Origin of the sequence: Streptomyces sp. NBC_01283, assembly GCF_041435335.1 — a bacterium.
Taxonomy (GTDB): Bacteria; Actinomycetota; Actinomycetes; order Streptomycetales; family Streptomycetaceae; genus Streptomyces.
The window spans coordinates 7,752,851-7,767,579 of sequence record NZ_CP108430.1; the positions used below are offsets into that span (position 1 = coordinate 7,752,851).

Consider the following 14,729-nt stretch of genomic DNA (forward strand, 5'->3'; position numbering starts at 1 on the left):
GCGCAGGCGCAGACGCTGGCAAATGGGTAGAATTCGGGCATGGGAGAGCGGCCTGTAGCGCCGACTGCGCCCGAACTCGTCCTTGAGACCGACGCCGGTTCCACGGTGATGAGTCCGAGCCGGGACTATCACGTCGGGCGCGATCCACTGAGCGACATCGTCATCGACGACGCCCGCGTCTCCTGGCACCACGCCGTCCTGCACGCCGAGCTCGACCACTGGACGATCGAGGACGAGCACAGCACGAACGGCACCTACGCCGACGGACAGCGCGTCCAGGAGCGGGGCGTCGGACCGGGCAGCGTGCTGCGGTTCGGCAGCGTCGCGGACGGCCCGCGCGCGGTGCTCGTGGGCCGCGCACCGCCTACGCCCGCCCCCGCCGCTCCCGAGCGGCCCTCGGCCGTCCGCACGCCCTCGGCCACCGGCACCTTCCGGCAGCCGACCACCGTGCGCCCGCTGCCCTCCCGTACCGTCCGCATCGGCCGTGCCGCCGACAACGACCTGGTCATCGACGACCTGGTCGTCTCACGCCGCCACGCCGAACTGCGGGTCCTCGCGGACGGCACGTACGAGATCGTCGACCTCGGCAGCCACAACGGGACCTACCTCAACGGCCAGCCCGTAGGCCGTGCCCCGGTCGCGTCCGGCGACATCGTCGGCGTCGGCCACCGCGCGTACTGCCTCGTCGGCGACCAGCTCCAGGAGTACGTCGACACCGGCGAGGTGTCGCTCGACGTGCAGGAGCTGACGGTCGCCGTCGACCGGGGCCGCAAGACGCTCCTCGACCGGATCTCCTTCCCCGTCGGCGAGAAGTGCCTGCTCGCCGTGGTCGGCCCCAGCGGCGCGGGAAAGTCGACCCTCCTCAACGCCCTCACCGGCCTGCGCCCCGCCGACGACGGCACGGTCCTCTATGACGGCCGCGACCTCTACCGCGACTACGCCGAACTCCGGCAGCGCATCGGCCTCGTGCCGCAGGACGACATCCTGCACGCGCAGCTCACCGTGCGCCGGGCCCTCGGATACGCCGCCGAACTGCGCTTCCCCCAGGACACCGAGAAGGCGGAACGCCGGGCCAGGGTCGACGAGGTCATCCGCGAACTCGGTCTCGAACAGCGCGTCGACCAGCCCATCCACAGCCTCTCCGGCGGCCAGCGCAAGCGCGTGAGCGTCGCCCTCGAACTCCTGACGAAGCCGTCCCTGCTCTTCCTCGACGAACCGACGTCCGGACTCGATCCCGGCATGGACCGCTCCGTGATGCACATGCTGCGCGGTCTCGCCGACGACGGCCGTACGGTCATCGTCGTCACGCACAGCGTGCTCAGCCTCGACGGGTGCGACCGGCTGCTCGTGCTCGCCGCGGGCGGCCGGATCGCCTACTACGGGCCGCCGCGGGACGCGCTCCCGTTCTTCGGCTTCGAGGAGTGGCCCGAGGCGTTCGAGGCCTTCGAGGGGGACCGCGACCGGGACTGGGCGGGGGAGTACCAGCGGTCACCGTTCCACCAGCAGTACATCGTCAACGCCTCGGCGCAGCCGCCCCTGCCGCAGGGCGGCGCGGGACCGGTCGCCGCGTTCGCCCCGCCGCCCAAGGCGCAGAGCTGGGGGTCCCAGCTGCGGACGCTGGTGCGGCGGTACGCGGCTGCTCTCGGCGCCGACCGGACGTTCCTCGCGATCATGATCGCGCTGCCGTTCGTCATGGGCGCCATGGCCCGCGCGCTGGCCGGGAGCAGGCTGACGCAGGAGACGGCGATGAACGCGCTGCTCATCCTCTGCGTGGGCGGAGTCCTGACCGGCGCGGCCAACGCCGTGCGGGAACTGGTCAAGGAGCGGGTCATCTACCGGCGCGAACGCGCCGTGGGCCTCTCCAGATCCGCGTACCTGATGTCCAAGGTCGTCGTACTCGGCACGATCACCGTGCTGCAGGCCGTCGTGCTGACCCTGGTGGCGCTGCTCGGCGTCGACCTCAACGCGCCGGGTGGCGAGGGGGTTCTGCTCCCACCCCTGGTCGAGATCACCGTGGCGGTGGCCCTGCTGGCGTTCACGGCCATGATGCTCGGGCTCCTGGTCTCGGCGCTCGTGCGCAAGGAAGAGGTGACGATGCCGCTGCTCGTGCTGCTTGCCATCGTCCAGGTGGTGTTCTGCGGGGCGCTCCTGAAACTCCACGGGGTTCCCGGGGTGGAGCAGTTGGCGTGGCTCGTGCCATCGCGCTGGGCGCTGGGCGCGATGGCGGGGACCATCGGCCTCGGCAGGATCGTGCCGGGGGAGCTGACCGCCGATCCGCTGTTCCGGCACTCCGCGGGGGTGTGGCTGCTCAACATGGGCATGCTGGTGGCCCTTTCGGTCGTGTTCGGTTACGCGGTCGCGAGGCTGCTGAGACGGCATGAGCCCGCGGTGATGCGGAAGTAGCGGGAGCCGGACGCTGAGCGCCGGGCGTCGGGAAGAGCCGAGGAGCAGGAGCTGAACCGATGACAACCGCGGACTTCCGGCCCACACATGTCGTCCCCCAGGACGGGCTGCCCGCCTGGGAGGCGCCGGACGTGAACCGCCCGACCGCGCCGCTGGACGCGCTGCTGCCCGTCCAGTTGGTGGACCGGCTGGGCGACTGGGCCAGGATCGTCTGCGCGAACGACTGGTCGGCCTGGGTCGACGGCCGCCTCCTGATCGCCGTCCCGGCCGACCCGCCCGCGGCGGGCCACCCCCTGACCCGCACGGCGGACCCGGCCCCGCTCCTCGCCAGGACGGAGGAGGCACTGAGCCGCTACCGTCACGCGGCCGGGCAACTGGCATCCGGCGACACCGACGCCGAGTCCTTCCGCGGCCGGACGCGGGGCTTGCGGGCGGGCGTGATCGTGGACGGCGAGTCGATATGGCTCTACGACGCCGAACACGAGCGCTGGGTGTACTGCGACGGAACCCGCCTGAGCACGTACGCGACGACCGGCCCCCCGAGCGTCCAAGGACTGGCCGGAGCCCCGGACCCAACCCAGCCGGCCCCCGAAACGACCTCGTCCGATCCCCAGGCCGAAGACGCCACCACCCCCAAGCACCGGGAGCCGCCCGCGAGCGCCGGGGGTCCGGCTCCGGACGGGGCGGGAGGCCCGGAGCCAACCCAGGCGATCCCCGAGACGAGTCCGCCCGATCCCCAGGCCGGGGACGGCGCCACCCCCACCCGCGGGGCGCCGGCCGCCAGCGCTGGGGGCCTGGCTCCGGACGGGGCGGGAGGCCCGGAACCACGCCAGGCGGCCCCCGTAACGAGTCCATCCGAGCTCCAGTCCATGAACGGCGACACCCCCACGCACCGGGAGCCGCCCGCGAGCGCCGGGGGTCTGGCTCCGGACGGGGCGGGAGGCCCGCAGCCGACTCAGGTGGTGGCTCCCGCAACGAGCCCGTCCGGGGCTCAGGTCGCGGACGGCGACGCCCTCACCCGCCGGGAGTCGGCCGCGAGTGCCGGGCGCCTGATTCCCGGCGGCACCGGAGACCCGGAACCGACCCAGGCGGCGGATCCCGCAACGAACTCGTCCGAGCCCCACGCAGCCTCCATCCACCGGGAGTCGCCCACGAATGCTGGGAGCCCGGTTCCGGACGGCATCGGAGGCCCGGAAGCAACCCAGGTGGTGGTCACCGGAGCGAGCTCGTCCGAGCCTCAGGACGGCGGCACCCCCACCCACCGGGCGCCGCCCGCGAGCGCCGGGCGCCTGGTCCCGGACGGCGCCGGAGGTCCGCAGCCGACTCAGGTCGTCGAGTCCGTGCCCGACCCCGGGGACGTGTGTCGAGAAGGCCCCGCCCAGAACCCCGTCGCGCAGTCCGAAGGCCTCGGTCCCGATTCGTCCGCCGGGGCGCCCACCCGTCGTATCCCGCCCATCACGGTCGACCGAGGCGGTGACGGGTGATGGGGGATGGGATGGGGGGTGAGGAGGCGGAGGGGGCGAGTGTTCACTCCGGGCGGCCGTCCGCCCTGGTCGGGAAGCGGATCGCGGGGTACCGGGTCGAGGGGGAGATCGGGCGGGGCGGGATGGCCGTCGTCTACCGGGCCAAGGATCTGCGGCTGGAGCGGACCGTGGCCCTGAAGCTGCTCGCCCCCGAGCTCGCGCGCAACGACACCTTTCGGCAGCGCTTCACGCACGAGTCACGCGTGGCCGCCGCGATCGAGCACCCGCACATCGTGCCGGTCTTCGAGGCGGGCGAGACCGACGGGGTGCTCTACATCGCCATGCGATACGTACCCGGGCTCGACCTGCGGCACCTGCTCGACGACTCGGGCCCGCTCCCCGTTGGCGCCGCCCTTCGCATCGCCGCCCAGGTCGCCTCCGCGCTGGACGCGGCCCACGACCACGGCCTGGTGCACCGCGACGTCAAACCCGGCAACATCCTCGTGGCCAAGGGCACGGACAGCGACCACCCGGAGCACGTCTACCTCACGGACTTCGGTCTGACGAAGAAGTCGCTCTCGCTGACCGGCTTCACGACCGTGGGCCAGTTCGTCGGCACCCTCGACTACGTGGCGCCGGAGCAGATCTCGGGACGCCCCGTGGACGGCCGGTGCGACGTCTACAGCCTCGCCTGCGTCGTCCACGAGACCATGGCCGGCGGGCCGCCCTTCCAGCGCGACGACGACATGGCGCTGCTCTGGGCCCATCAGTACGACCAGCCGCCCCGCCTCACGGAGACGCGCCCCGAGGTCCCCGCGGCCCTCGACGGCGTCCTGGCGAAGGCCCTCGCCAAGAGCCCCGAGGACCGCTACGGCTCCTGCCTCGAATTCGCGGCCGCCCTGCGCGCCGCGGCCACGGGAAGCGCCGAGGGGCATGCCCCCACCCAGGTGGACCTCCGGGTCGTCGGAGCAGCGGCGGAGACGGGCAGTCCCCCGGAGCCGCCCGCCTGGGCCCGGCCCGTCTTCCGGCGGCTGCCCGGCTAGGAACGTGGACCGTCCCGCTCCACCTCACCGCGCCGGTGGACCCGCCGCGCCAGCAGACCGCCGATGAAACCGGTGACCAGACCCCACGCCACGGCCAGGATCAGCGCGGTCCCCAGCTTCGGGTCCAGCTTCACGAGGCCCGACAGGCCGCCGCCCAGGTCCCCGATGCCCAGGAGCGACAGGCCGTAGTGGGCGGAGACACGGGCGAGCAGACTGACGGCCAGCACCGTGAGGGCCAGCGCCACCGCCATGTGCACGGCGTGCTGCCAGGCCCGCATCCGGGCCGGTGAGCGTGCCGCCATCAGGAACGCGGCCCCCAGGACGAGGACCGCCGCGACCACGAGGAGCCACCACACCCGCCCGTCGTGTTCGGAGAGCGTGTGCAGGTTCAGCGTGGAGTCGTCCGGGGTGCGCAGCACGTCGTCGAGGACCTTCGGCATGGGCAGCCCGAACGGCCCGTCCACGCGGCCCTCCCAGGAGCCGCCGAGCCCGAGGGTGAAGGCGAGCCAGACGAGGTTGGGCAGCCCGAGCAGCAGCACGGCGAGCGTCTCGGCGGCATGCCCCCGGGTCACCGCCACGATCACTCCGATGACGAGCCCCAGGGCCACGTACGCGAGCAGCAGCACCACCATGGCGTACGCGGCGGGCCGCACCGACTCCTGGAAGCGCAGCAGGCGGCCCGGGAGCGGGGCCCCGCGCGAGACCAGCAGCGCCACGGCGAGCACACCCGCGAGCCACAGCAGCCCGAAGAGGACGGTCAGCGGTACATCCGTCTCGAAGCCGACCTCGGGCGACGCGCCCAGGAGATCGCCGATGTCGGCCGCGGTTCCCTCCCCGAGCCCGATCGTGAACCGGTGGCGGGCCAGCAGGCCGAGGCCGACGAGGAGCAGCACCCAGAGCACGGCGATCCGCGCGGCCCATCCGGCCAGTTCCCTGGTGCCGGCGACCGCCCGGTGCCGCAGCGGCCTGAGGAACCCCGCGGCGAGCACCAGCGCTCCGGCCAGGGTGACCGAGAGGGGGAGCACCGAGAGCCCCGCGTCCGCCCCGGCGATCGCCCCGGCGTCGCCGGAGAGCCCGACGGAACCGCCGACCGCCATCACGACGACGGCCGCGACGACGGCGGGAAACGCACCGCCCGGCAGATCCGCGGCACCGGCGGCCCACAGGCCGAGCGCGGCGGCGACGGCCATGGCCACCAGCGCGGCGAGCACGGCCAGGAAGGCGTGGATCCAGCCGTGGGGGGCCCGCGCGGGCCGTGTCTGGTCGCTCACGTTGCCACGCTAAGCAGCGCCGGGGCGGTCCGCCCCTCGGGAGGGCCGACCGCGTCGGCTTGCGGGCTCCCGGGAAGCGGGACACACAATAGGCGCGTAACGGAAAAAGGCGTGCAGACCGCAGGAAAGTGCGTGTCAACGGTCTTCGCGTCGTGGATCCCCTACGCAGGGAAGAAGTCTTCGTGAGCGCCGAACCGCCGTCGTCAGGACGCCCCACAGGACCCCCGTCCGGCCCGCTCTCCGGCCCGCAGGGCGGTCCCCCGAGTGGCCCCCCGAGCCCCCCGCCGGACTCACCGGGCCCGCCGGGCGGTGCGAGCCCCGGAGGGGGCTCCGGCGAGGGCCCGGAGAAGCCCGACCGCCCCTGGTGGAAGTCGGCGCCCCGCGTGGCGGCGATCTCCCTCGTGCTCGTGGCCGCGGTGGTGCTGACCGTCGTCCTCACGCGGCCCGACGGCACCTCGAAATCCGGCGGCGAGGTCGCCCTCCAGCCCGCGGGGAAGCAAGGACCTGACCCCTTCACCGAGTCGACGGCCCGGGACGACTCCACACCGCCGTCCCCGAGCGCCCTGCCGAGCTCCTCGGCGTCGGCCAACGTGACGCGCGGCGTCGACGGCGCCGCTCCCGGCCTCTACGGCGGGACCCGCAAGGTCGGCAGCTGCGACGTGGAGAAGCAGGTCGGCGCCCTGAAGAAGGACCCGGCGAAGAACAAGGCGTTCGCATCGGTGCTCGACATCGACGCCTCCGCCGTCCCCGCGTATCTGCGGGCCCTCACCCCCGTACAGCTGCGCATGGACACCCGCGTCACCAACCACGGCTACCGCGACGGCGCCCCCACCGCCTATCAGGCCGTCCTGCAGGCCGGGACCGCCGTACTCGTCGACGACCGCGGCGTGCCGCGCGTGCGCTGCGCCTGCGGCAATCCGCTGCTGCCCCCTGTCGCGCAGAGCTCCCCGAAGCGGACGGGCGACGCCTGGCCCGGCTACCGGTCCTCGAACGTCGTGGTCGTCGCACCCGCCGCGCAGACCGTGAACGTGTTCGTCATGTACGACCCCGAGAGCGGCGACTGGTTCGAACGTGACAAGGGCGACACCGGCGCCGGGGACACGAAGACCCGGCCGCCCGCGCACCAGCCCTCCCCCTCCGCCTCCCCCTCGCCTTCCCAGTCCTCCTCCGCCTCCCCTTCATCCTCCTCCGCATCCCCTTCCTCCGGCGAACCCTCATCCCCGCCCGCCTCCTCGTCCGCGTCGCAGCCGCCGTCCACGGAACAGGAGCAGCCGCCCGCGTCGCAGTCCGCGCAGCCGCAGTCCTCCCCGTGACAGATCGAGGTTCGTGATCGAGCAGGTGCCGACAGGCGCTAGCGTGGTGGGTGCTGTCGGCGAGGCCCGTGCTGGGGCGGTGCTGGATCCGGAGCGTAGGAGGGGAAAGCGACCATGCGGGCCGGAGCGGCGTCTTGAGAATTCTGCACACGTCCGACTGGCATCTGGGCCGGGCGTTCCACCGCGTGAACATGCTCGGCGCCCAGGCCGATTTCATCGGCCACCTCGTCGCCACGGCGCGTGAGCGCGAGGTGGACGCCGTCGTCGTGTCCGGGGACGTGTACGACAGGGCGGTGCCGCCGCTCGCCGCCGTGGAGCTCTTCGACGACGCGCTGCACCGCCTCGCGGACCTCGGCGTCCCGACGGTGATGATCTCCGGCAACCACGACTCGGCACGCCGCCTCGGCGTCGGCGCCGGACTCATCGGCCGCGCGGGCATCCACCTGCGCACCGCGCCCGCCGCCTGCGCGGACCCGGTGGTCCTGGCCGACGGCCACGGGGACGTGGCGTTCTACGGCCTTCCCTATCTCGAACCGGCCCTGGTCAAGGGCGAGTTCGGGGTGGAGCGGGCCGGCCACGAGGCGGTGCTCGGCGCCGCCATGGACCGGGTGCGCGCCGACCTGGCCGCCCGGACGCCCGGCACCCGCTCCGTCGTCCTCGCCCACGCCTTCGTCACCGGCGGCGAGGCCAGCGACAGCGAGCGGGACATCACGATCGGCGGGGTGGCCGCCGTGCCCTCCGGGGTCTTCGACGGCGTCGACTACGTGGCGCTCGGCCACCTGCACGGCAGCCAGGCCATCAGCGAGCGCGTGCGCTACTCCGGCTCGCCGCTGCCGTACTCGTTCTCCGAGTCCACGCACCGCAAGACCATGTGGCTCGTCGACCTCGGAGCCGCGGGGGAGATCGAGGCCGAGCGGATCGACTGCCCGGTGCCGAGGGCCCTCGCACGGATCCGGGGAGATCTCGGCACGCTGCTCGCCGACCCGGAGCTCGCACGCCACGAGGAGGCGTGGGTCGAGGCCACCCTCACCGACCCCGTACGCCCCGACGACCCCATGGCCCGCCTCTGCGAGCGCTTCCCGCACACCCTCAGCCTGGTCTTCGACCCGGAACGCGCCCCCGAGGACCCGGACGTCTCGTACGCCCAGCGCCTGAAGGGCCGCAGCGACCAGCAGATCGCGGAGGACTTCGTGACCCATGTGCGGGGCGCGGGGCCCGACGTACGCGAACAGGCGGTGCTGCGGGCGGCGTTCGACACCGTCCGTACCGACGACACGCTGCATGAGGTGGCCCGATGAGGCTGCACCGGCTCCGGATCACCGCGTTCGGCCCCTTCGGCACCACCCAGGACATCGACTTCGACGACCTCTCCGCCGCCGGGCTCTTCCTGCTGCACGGACCGACCGGCGCGGGCAAGACGTCCGTCCTGGACGCCGTCTGCTACGGCCTGTACGGCTCGGTGCCAGGGCCCCGGCAGGGCAGCGGCCAGGGAGTGACGCTGCGCAGCGACCACGCGCAGCCCGGGGTGCGCACGGAGGTGTGCCTCGAACTCACCGTCGCCGGACGCCGGTTGGAGGTCACCCGGCAGCCGCCATGGGAGCGCCCGAAGAAGCGCGGCACCGGCACGACCATGGAGAAGGCGCAGAGCTGGTTGCGGGAGCACGAAGCCGGTGACGGGGGCGGGGCGTGGAAGGACCTCAGCCGCTCCCACCAGGAGATCGGCGAGGAGATCACCCAGCTCCTCGGGATGAGCAAGGAGCAGTTCTGCCAGGTGGTGCTGCTGCCCCAGGGCGACTTCGCGCGCTTCCTGCGGGCCGACGCCGAGGCCCGCGGCAAACTGCTCGGCCGGCTCTTCGACACGCGCAGGTTCGCGGCGGTCGAGGCGCGGCTCGCCGAGCAGCGGCGCGAGGCCGAAGGCGCGGTGCGGGAAGGGGACCGGGAACTCCTCGCCGACGCGCACCGGATGCAGCAGGCCGCCGAGGGGGTCCTTGAGGACGCCGAGTCGCCGCTGCCCGACCTCTCGCCCGGCGATCCGGGGCTCGCCGAGTCCGTCCTGGCCTGGGCGGCCGTCGCCCGTACCAGCGCCCGCGAACGGCGCACGATCGCCGGGTGCGCCCTCACGGCCGCCGAGTCCGCGCAGGCCGCCGCCGCGCGCCGCCTCGACGACGTACGCGAACTCGACCGGCTGCAGACGCGGTTCGCCCAGGCGCGGGAGCGGTCCGGTCGCCTCCAGGAGCGTGCCCAGGAGCACCGGCAGCGGCAGACCCGTATGGAGCGCGCCCGCAAGGCCGAGACGGTCGCCCCCGCGCTCGGGCTGCGCCGGGCCACCGAGGAGGAACACCGGCGCGCGTCCGCCGACGAGGCACGCGCGCGTGGACACCTGCCCGCCACGTTCGCGGACTCCGGCGCGTCGGGCCTCGCCGCCGCCGCGCGCAAGGCGGCCGAAGAACTCGGCGGCCTCGAATCCGCCCGGCGCGCCGAGCAGCGCCTCGCCGAACTCGGCACGGAGCATGCTGCCCTGGAGCGCGAGGAGCGCGCCGACGACGAGCTGCTGCGCGAGGCCGCGGGCTGGCTCGACGGGTGGGAAGCGACCCGGACCGCGCTCCAGGAGCGCATCGAGTCCGCCCAGGAGGCGGCGACGCGCGCCGAGCATCTCGCGGGCCAACTGGAGCCGACGCAGAGCAGGTTGGACGCGGCTCGGCGACGCGACCGGCTCACCCAGGAGGCGGCTGCCGCGCACGAACGTGCCCTCGCGGCCCGGGAGCGTGCCACCGCGGCCCACGGGCACTGGCTCACCCTCAAGGAACAGCGCCTGAACGGCATCGCGGCGGAACTCGCCGCGGGCCTCACGGACGGTGCCCCCTGCGCGGTCTGCGGAGCCACCGAACATCCCGCGCCCGCACCCAAGAACGCCGGTCATGTCGACCGTGCCGCGGAGGAGTCCGCGCTCGCCGCCTACCAGCAGGCGGAGGAGGCGCGCACGCGGCAGGATCGGCACCTCGGGGAGGTGCGCGAGGCGTTGGCGGCGGCCGGGGCCGCCGCGTTGGGATCCTCCGGCGCGGACCCGGCCTCCGAGGAGCCGGAGACCGCCCCGCAGGCGCCCTCGGTCGAGCAACTCGCCGCACTGGTCGAGGAGTTGCGGGGCGAACACGCCGAGGCCCGCAGCCGCGCCTCCGGTCTGCACGCCGCACGCGAAGCACTCGCCCAGGCCGAGCGTGAGCACGACCGCAGGGTCGCCGGGCAGCAGGAAGCCGCCGTGCGGGCCGCCTCCCGCACCACCCTGCGGGACACCCTCGACCGCGAACGGGCAGCCCTGGACGTCGAGTTGACCCGCGCGCGGGGCGCCAGCGGCAGCGTCGCCGCCCGAGCCGCGCAGCTGGAGCGGCAGGCCGCGCTCCTGACCGACGCGGCGGAAGCCGCACGTGTCGCCGACGACACCGCCCAGCGGCTCAAGGACGCCGACGCGCGACTCGCCGACGCCGCGTTCCGCGCGGGGTTCGACACGCCGGGGGACGCGGCCGGAGCCCTCCTCGACGACGCGCACCACCGCGAGCTGCAGCACCGTATCGACGAGTGGCAGAACGAAGAGGCGGCGGTGCGTTCCCTGCTCGCCGAGCCGGACGCGGTCGCCGCCGCCCAGCAGCCGCCCGCCGACCTGCGGGCCGCGCAGGAAGCCGCCGAGCACGCCGACCGGCGGGCCCGCGTGGCCGCCTCCGCGCTCGACGCGGCCACACGGCGCTGCGCCGAACTCGACCGGCTCTCCGAGCGGTCGGCCGCCGGAGCCCGGCGGATCGCGCCGCTGCGCGGCGCGTACGACCGCGTGGCACGCCTCGCGGGTCTCGCCGCGGGCACCTCGGCGGACAACGACCGCAAGATGCGCCTGGAGTCCTATGTTCTCGCGGCCCGCCTCGAACAGGTCGCGGCGGCGGCGACCGCACGGCTGCGGCGCATGTCGTCGGGCCGCTACACCCTCGTCCACTCCGACGACCGCACGGGACGCGGCCGTTCCGGCCTCGGACTGCACGTCGTCGACGCGTGGACGGGCCGTGAGCGCGACACGTCCACGCTCTCGGGCGGCGAGACCTTCTTCGCCTCGCTCGCCCTCGCGCTGGGCCTCGCGGACGTCGTCACCGACGAGGCGGGCGGCGTACGGCTCGACACGCTCTTCATCGACGAGGGCTTCGGCAGCCTCGACGACCAGACGCTCGACGAGGTCCTCGACGTCCTTGACTCACTGCGCGAGCGGGACCGCAGCGTCGGCATCGTGAGCCACGTCGCGGACCTGCGGCGCCGCGTGCACGCGCAGCTGGAGGTCGAGAAGGGGCGCGCGGGCTCGGTCGTACGGCAGCGGGGCGGGGTGTGAGGGCCCGGTTCAGCGGCCCAGCGGGCGCCTCGGCAGGGGAGAGGAGTAGACGATGCTGGTGGTCACGGACCCCAGCGCGCCGATCTTCCCCGCGACCTCCTCGAGGTGGCCCATGGAGCGCGCGGCGACCTTGATCACGAAGCAGTCGTCGCCGGTGACGTGGTGCGCCTCCAGGACCTCGGGGGTCACCTCGACCAGGTCGTGGAACGGCTTGTAATTGCCGTTCGGGTAGCGCAGGCGCACGAACGCCAGGATGGGCAGGCCCAGCCGCTCCGGGTCGACCACGGCCGCGTACCCCTGGATCACGCCCGCCTCCTCCAGGCGGCGGACTCGTTCGGTGACGGCGCTCGGGGACATCGCGACGGCACGTGCCAGCTCGGCGTAGCTGGCGCGGCCCTCGCGCTGGAGGACATCGAGGATGCGCCAGTCGGTGGCGTCCGTGGAATAACCGGTCATGCCTGAGAGGTAACAGGGGAATCCCCGGCTGATCAAGAGGTACGCCGGTGATCGTCTCTTCTGGGCCGGCGGCTCCGCCCGTAGATTTCTGGTCATGAGCACAGTGACGAACGCAGAGCAGATGACCGCCGCGAGCACTCCGGACGCCGCCGCGAGCGCCCCCAATGCCGTCCTGCGGGCGGCCCCCGCCTCCCCGGCTGCCGCCGCCGCGTACTTCGGCGCGAGCCTCGCCTTCCACGCCGACGTGTCCGACGTGGCCTCGGCGCTGGCCGCCGACGGCGACCCCGGCTTCGTCGTGGTCGACTCCCGCTCGACGGCCTCCTGGGACCAGGGCCACATACCCGGCGCGATCCACCTCCCCACCGCGCTCATTCCCGAGCAGGCGGAGCAACTCCTCGACAAGTCCGTCCCGGTCGTCACGTACTGCTGGGGCCCCGGCTGCAACGGCGCGACGCGCGCCGCCCTGGCCCTCGCCCAACTGGGCTTCCAGGTCAAGGAGATGCTCGGCGGCTTCGAGTACTGGGCCCGCGAGGGCTTCGGCTTCGAGACCTGGGAGGGCAGCGAGCGGCGCACTCCCGACGGCCTGACGGCCCCGCTGGACGCGGAGGACTGCGGCTGCTGACAGCCGGGCGCGGCCCCGCGGGGCCGCGCCGTGCCCGCGGGGCAGATGACCGGTGCGGGAGCTCTAGAGCGCCGACAACTCGTCCACCAGGTCGTCGAGCCCCAGCGACCCCTGCGACAGCGCGGCCATGTGCCACGCCTTCGCGTCGAACGCCTCGCCGAGCCGCCGCCGCGCGTTCTCGCGCCCCAGGAGCCAGGCCCGCTCGCCCAGCTTGTAGCCGATGGCCTGGCCGGGGATGGAGAGGTAGCGGGTCATCTCGCTCGCCACGTAATCCGTGGGACGGCTGCAGTGCGCGTCGTAGAACTCCTGCGCGAGGTCGGGCGTCCAGCGCTCGCCCGGGCGGAACGGCGAGTCCGCCGGGATCTCCAGCTCCAGGTGCATACCGATGTCGACGATGACCCGCAGCGCCCGCATCATCTGCGCGTCCAGATAACCGAGCCTGCGCTCCGCGTCCTTGAGGAAGCCGAGCTCGTCCATGAGCCGCTCCGCGTACAGCGCCCAGCCCTCCGCGTTGGCGCTGACGATGCCGATGGTCGCCTGGTAGCGGGAGAGGTTCTCCGCGACGTGCGCCCACTGCGCCAGCTGGAGGTGATGGCCGGGCACGCCCTCGTGGTACCAGGTGGAGACCAGGTCGTACACGGGGAAGCGGGTGTCGCCCATCGTCGGCAGCCACGTCCGCCCGGGGCGCGAGAAGTCCTCCGACGGGCCCGTGTAGTACGGGGCCGCGGCGCCGCCCGGCGGGGCGATGCGGGACTCCACCTTCCGTACCCGCTCGGCGAGCTCGAAGTGCGTGCCGTCAAGCGCCTCGATCGCCTCGTCCATCAGCTCCTGGAGCCAGACCCGCACCTCCTCCACGCCCTCGATGTGCGTGCCGTGCTCGTCGAGGTGGGCGAGCGCCACCCACGGCGTCTCCGCGCCGGGCAGGATCTTCTCGGCCTCGGCGCGCATCTCGCCCAGCAGCCGGTGGAACTCGGACCAGCCGTACGCGTACGCCTCGTCGAGGTCCAGGTCGGCGCCGTTGAAGTAGCGGGACCAGCGGGCGTAGCGCTCGCGGCCCACCGTGTCGGGGGCGCCCTCGATCGCCGGCGCGTACACGTCCCGCATCCAGTCGCGCAGCGCCACGACCGAAGCGGTGGCGGCGCGGGCCGCGGCGTCCAGCTCGGGGCGGAGCGACTCCGGGCCCTCCGCGGCGAACTCCTCGAACCAGCCGCGGCCCTCGCCGCCGCCGGGGCCAGCCCACTCCCCGAGCTGTCCGATGAAGATCTCCGTGGGCCGGGGAGCCGCGAACAGCTTGCGCTCCAGGCCGAGTTCGAGCGAGGCGCGGTAACCCTCGTACGCGGCGGGCACGGCACGCAGCCGTTCGGCGATCGCCGCCCAGTCCTCGTCCGTCTCCATCGGTGTCACGGTGAAGATCTCGCGCACCGCGTGCGGAATCGTGTGCAGATTGCCGACCGCGCGCAGACCCTCGTCCGCCTCGTGCACGGCGAGTTCGGCGGTGAGCCGCTCCCGCAGCAGCCGCGCGCACCGACGTTCGGCGTCACTGCCGGCGCCGGGCAGACGCTCCGCCGCGTCGAGCCGGGCGAGCGTCGTGCGGGCCAGCTCCGCGACGGCCTCCTGGCCCGCGGGCGAGGTGTCCGGGAGCTTGCCGTGACTCGCCTTGACGCCGAGGTACGTGCCGTTGATGGGGTCGAGGGCGATCAGCTCGTCGACGTAGGCGTCGGCGACCTGGCGGGGCAGCAGCGGGCTCCCGCTGTCGCTCGTGTTCGTGATCTTCGTGTCTGACATGCGGACATCC

General features: G+C 73.8%; 10 protein-coding genes. 7 read left to right on the plus strand and 3 right to left on the minus strand.

The genetic code is table 11. The annotated features are described in order from the left end of the window. Positions 1-39 precede the first annotated feature (39 nt). From OG302_RS35245 to OG302_RS35255, 3 genes are read left to right on the plus strand one after another with little or no spacing between them, the layout of a single operon-like run. Positions 40-2,403 (plus strand): FHA domain-containing protein, encoded by a 2,364-nt coding sequence (locus OG302_RS35245; protein WP_371530460.1) that lies wholly within the window; start codon positions 40-42, stop codon positions 2,401-2,403. A 59-nt stretch (positions 2,404-2,462) separates the two neighbouring features. Next, positions 2,463-3,887: a hypothetical protein gene (locus OG302_RS35250; protein WP_371530461.1), complete on the plus strand. Its 1,425-nt coding sequence runs from the start codon at positions 2,463-2,465 to the stop codon at positions 3,885-3,887. An 11-nt stretch (positions 3,888-3,898) separates the two neighbouring features. Continuing rightward, the gene (locus OG302_RS35255; RefSeq protein WP_371530462.1) at positions 3,899-4,909 is read left to right on the plus strand and encodes a serine/threonine-protein kinase; all 1,011 of its coding nucleotides are present in this window, start codon (positions 3,899-3,901) and stop codon (positions 4,907-4,909) included. Here OG302_RS35255 and OG302_RS35260 read toward each other — a convergent pair. Beyond that, entirely contained in the window at positions 4,906-6,099 is a 1,194-nt protein-coding gene (locus tag OG302_RS35260; RefSeq protein WP_371750332.1) for a streptophobe family protein, read from the minus strand. The genes OG302_RS35255 and OG302_RS35260 overlap by 4 nt on opposite strands. 263 nt (positions 6,100-6,362) lie before the next feature. Between OG302_RS35260 and OG302_RS35265 the strand changes: the two genes are divergently transcribed. From OG302_RS35265 to OG302_RS35275, 3 genes are all read left to right on the plus strand, one after another. Further along, positions 6,363-7,493 (plus strand): DUF6777 domain-containing protein, encoded by a 1,131-nt coding sequence (locus OG302_RS35265; RefSeq protein WP_371530463.1) that lies wholly within the window; start codon positions 6,363-6,365, stop codon positions 7,491-7,493. A 134-nt stretch (positions 7,494-7,627) separates the two neighbouring features. Further along, positions 7,628-8,791 (plus strand): exonuclease SbcCD subunit D, encoded by a 1,164-nt coding sequence (locus tag OG302_RS35270; RefSeq protein ID WP_371530464.1) that lies wholly within the window; start codon positions 7,628-7,630, stop codon positions 8,789-8,791. Then, complete coding sequence (locus OG302_RS35275; RefSeq protein WP_371530465.1) at positions 8,788-11,856, plus strand: AAA family ATPase; 3,069 nt, start codon at positions 8,788-8,790, stop codon at positions 11,854-11,856. The genes OG302_RS35270 and OG302_RS35275 overlap by 4 nt, the downstream gene beginning before the upstream one ends. 9 nt (positions 11,857-11,865) lie before the next feature. On the opposite strand, the gene OG302_RS35280 is transcribed toward OG302_RS35275, so the two are convergent. Then, entirely contained in the window at positions 11,866-12,312 is a 447-nt protein-coding gene (locus tag OG302_RS35280; protein ID WP_361840798.1) for an Lrp/AsnC family transcriptional regulator, read from the minus strand. Positions 12,313-12,433: 121 nt separating this feature from the next. Between OG302_RS35280 and OG302_RS35285 the strand changes: the two genes are divergently transcribed. Continuing rightward, on the plus strand, positions 12,434-12,934 hold the full coding sequence (locus OG302_RS35285) for a rhodanese-like domain-containing protein (RefSeq protein ID WP_371750333.1): 501 nt from the start codon (positions 12,434-12,436) through the stop codon (positions 12,932-12,934). Positions 12,935-12,997: 63 nt separating this feature from the next. Here the strand turns inward: OG302_RS35285 and OG302_RS35290 are convergent, their stop codons facing one another. After that, complete coding sequence (locus tag OG302_RS35290; protein WP_371530466.1) at positions 12,998-14,719, minus strand: DUF885 domain-containing protein; 1,722 nt, start codon at positions 14,717-14,719, stop codon at positions 12,998-13,000. Between the last annotated feature and the right edge of the window lie 10 nt (positions 14,720-14,729).

Coding starts and splice junctions, on each gene's coding strand:
- OG302_RS35245 (WP_371530460.1), top strand. CDS start 40: ATGGGAGAGCGGCCTGTAGCGCCGACTGCGCCCGAACTCGTCCTTGAG.
- OG302_RS35250 (WP_371530461.1), top strand. CDS start 2,463: ATGACAACCGCGGACTTCCGGCCCACACATGTCGTCCCCCAGGACGGG.
- OG302_RS35255 (WP_371530462.1), top strand. CDS start 3,899: ATGGGGGGTGAGGAGGCGGAGGGGGCGAGTGTTCACTCCGGGCGGCCG.
- OG302_RS35260 (WP_371750332.1), bottom strand. CDS start 6,099: ATGGCCGTCGCCGCCGCGCTCGGCCTGTGGGCCGCCGGTGCCGCGGAT.
- OG302_RS35275 (WP_371530465.1), top strand. CDS start 8,788: ATGAGGCTGCACCGGCTCCGGATCACCGCGTTCGGCCCCTTCGGCACC.
- OG302_RS35280 (WP_361840798.1), bottom strand. CDS start 12,312: ATGACCGGTTATTCCACGGACGCCACCGACTGGCGCATCCTCGATGTC.
- OG302_RS35285 (WP_371750333.1), top strand. CDS start 12,434: ATGACCGCCGCGAGCACTCCGGACGCCGCCGCGAGCGCCCCCAATGCC.
- OG302_RS35290 (WP_371530466.1), bottom strand. CDS start 14,719: ATGTCAGACACGAAGATCACGAACACGAGCGACAGCGGGAGCCCGCTG.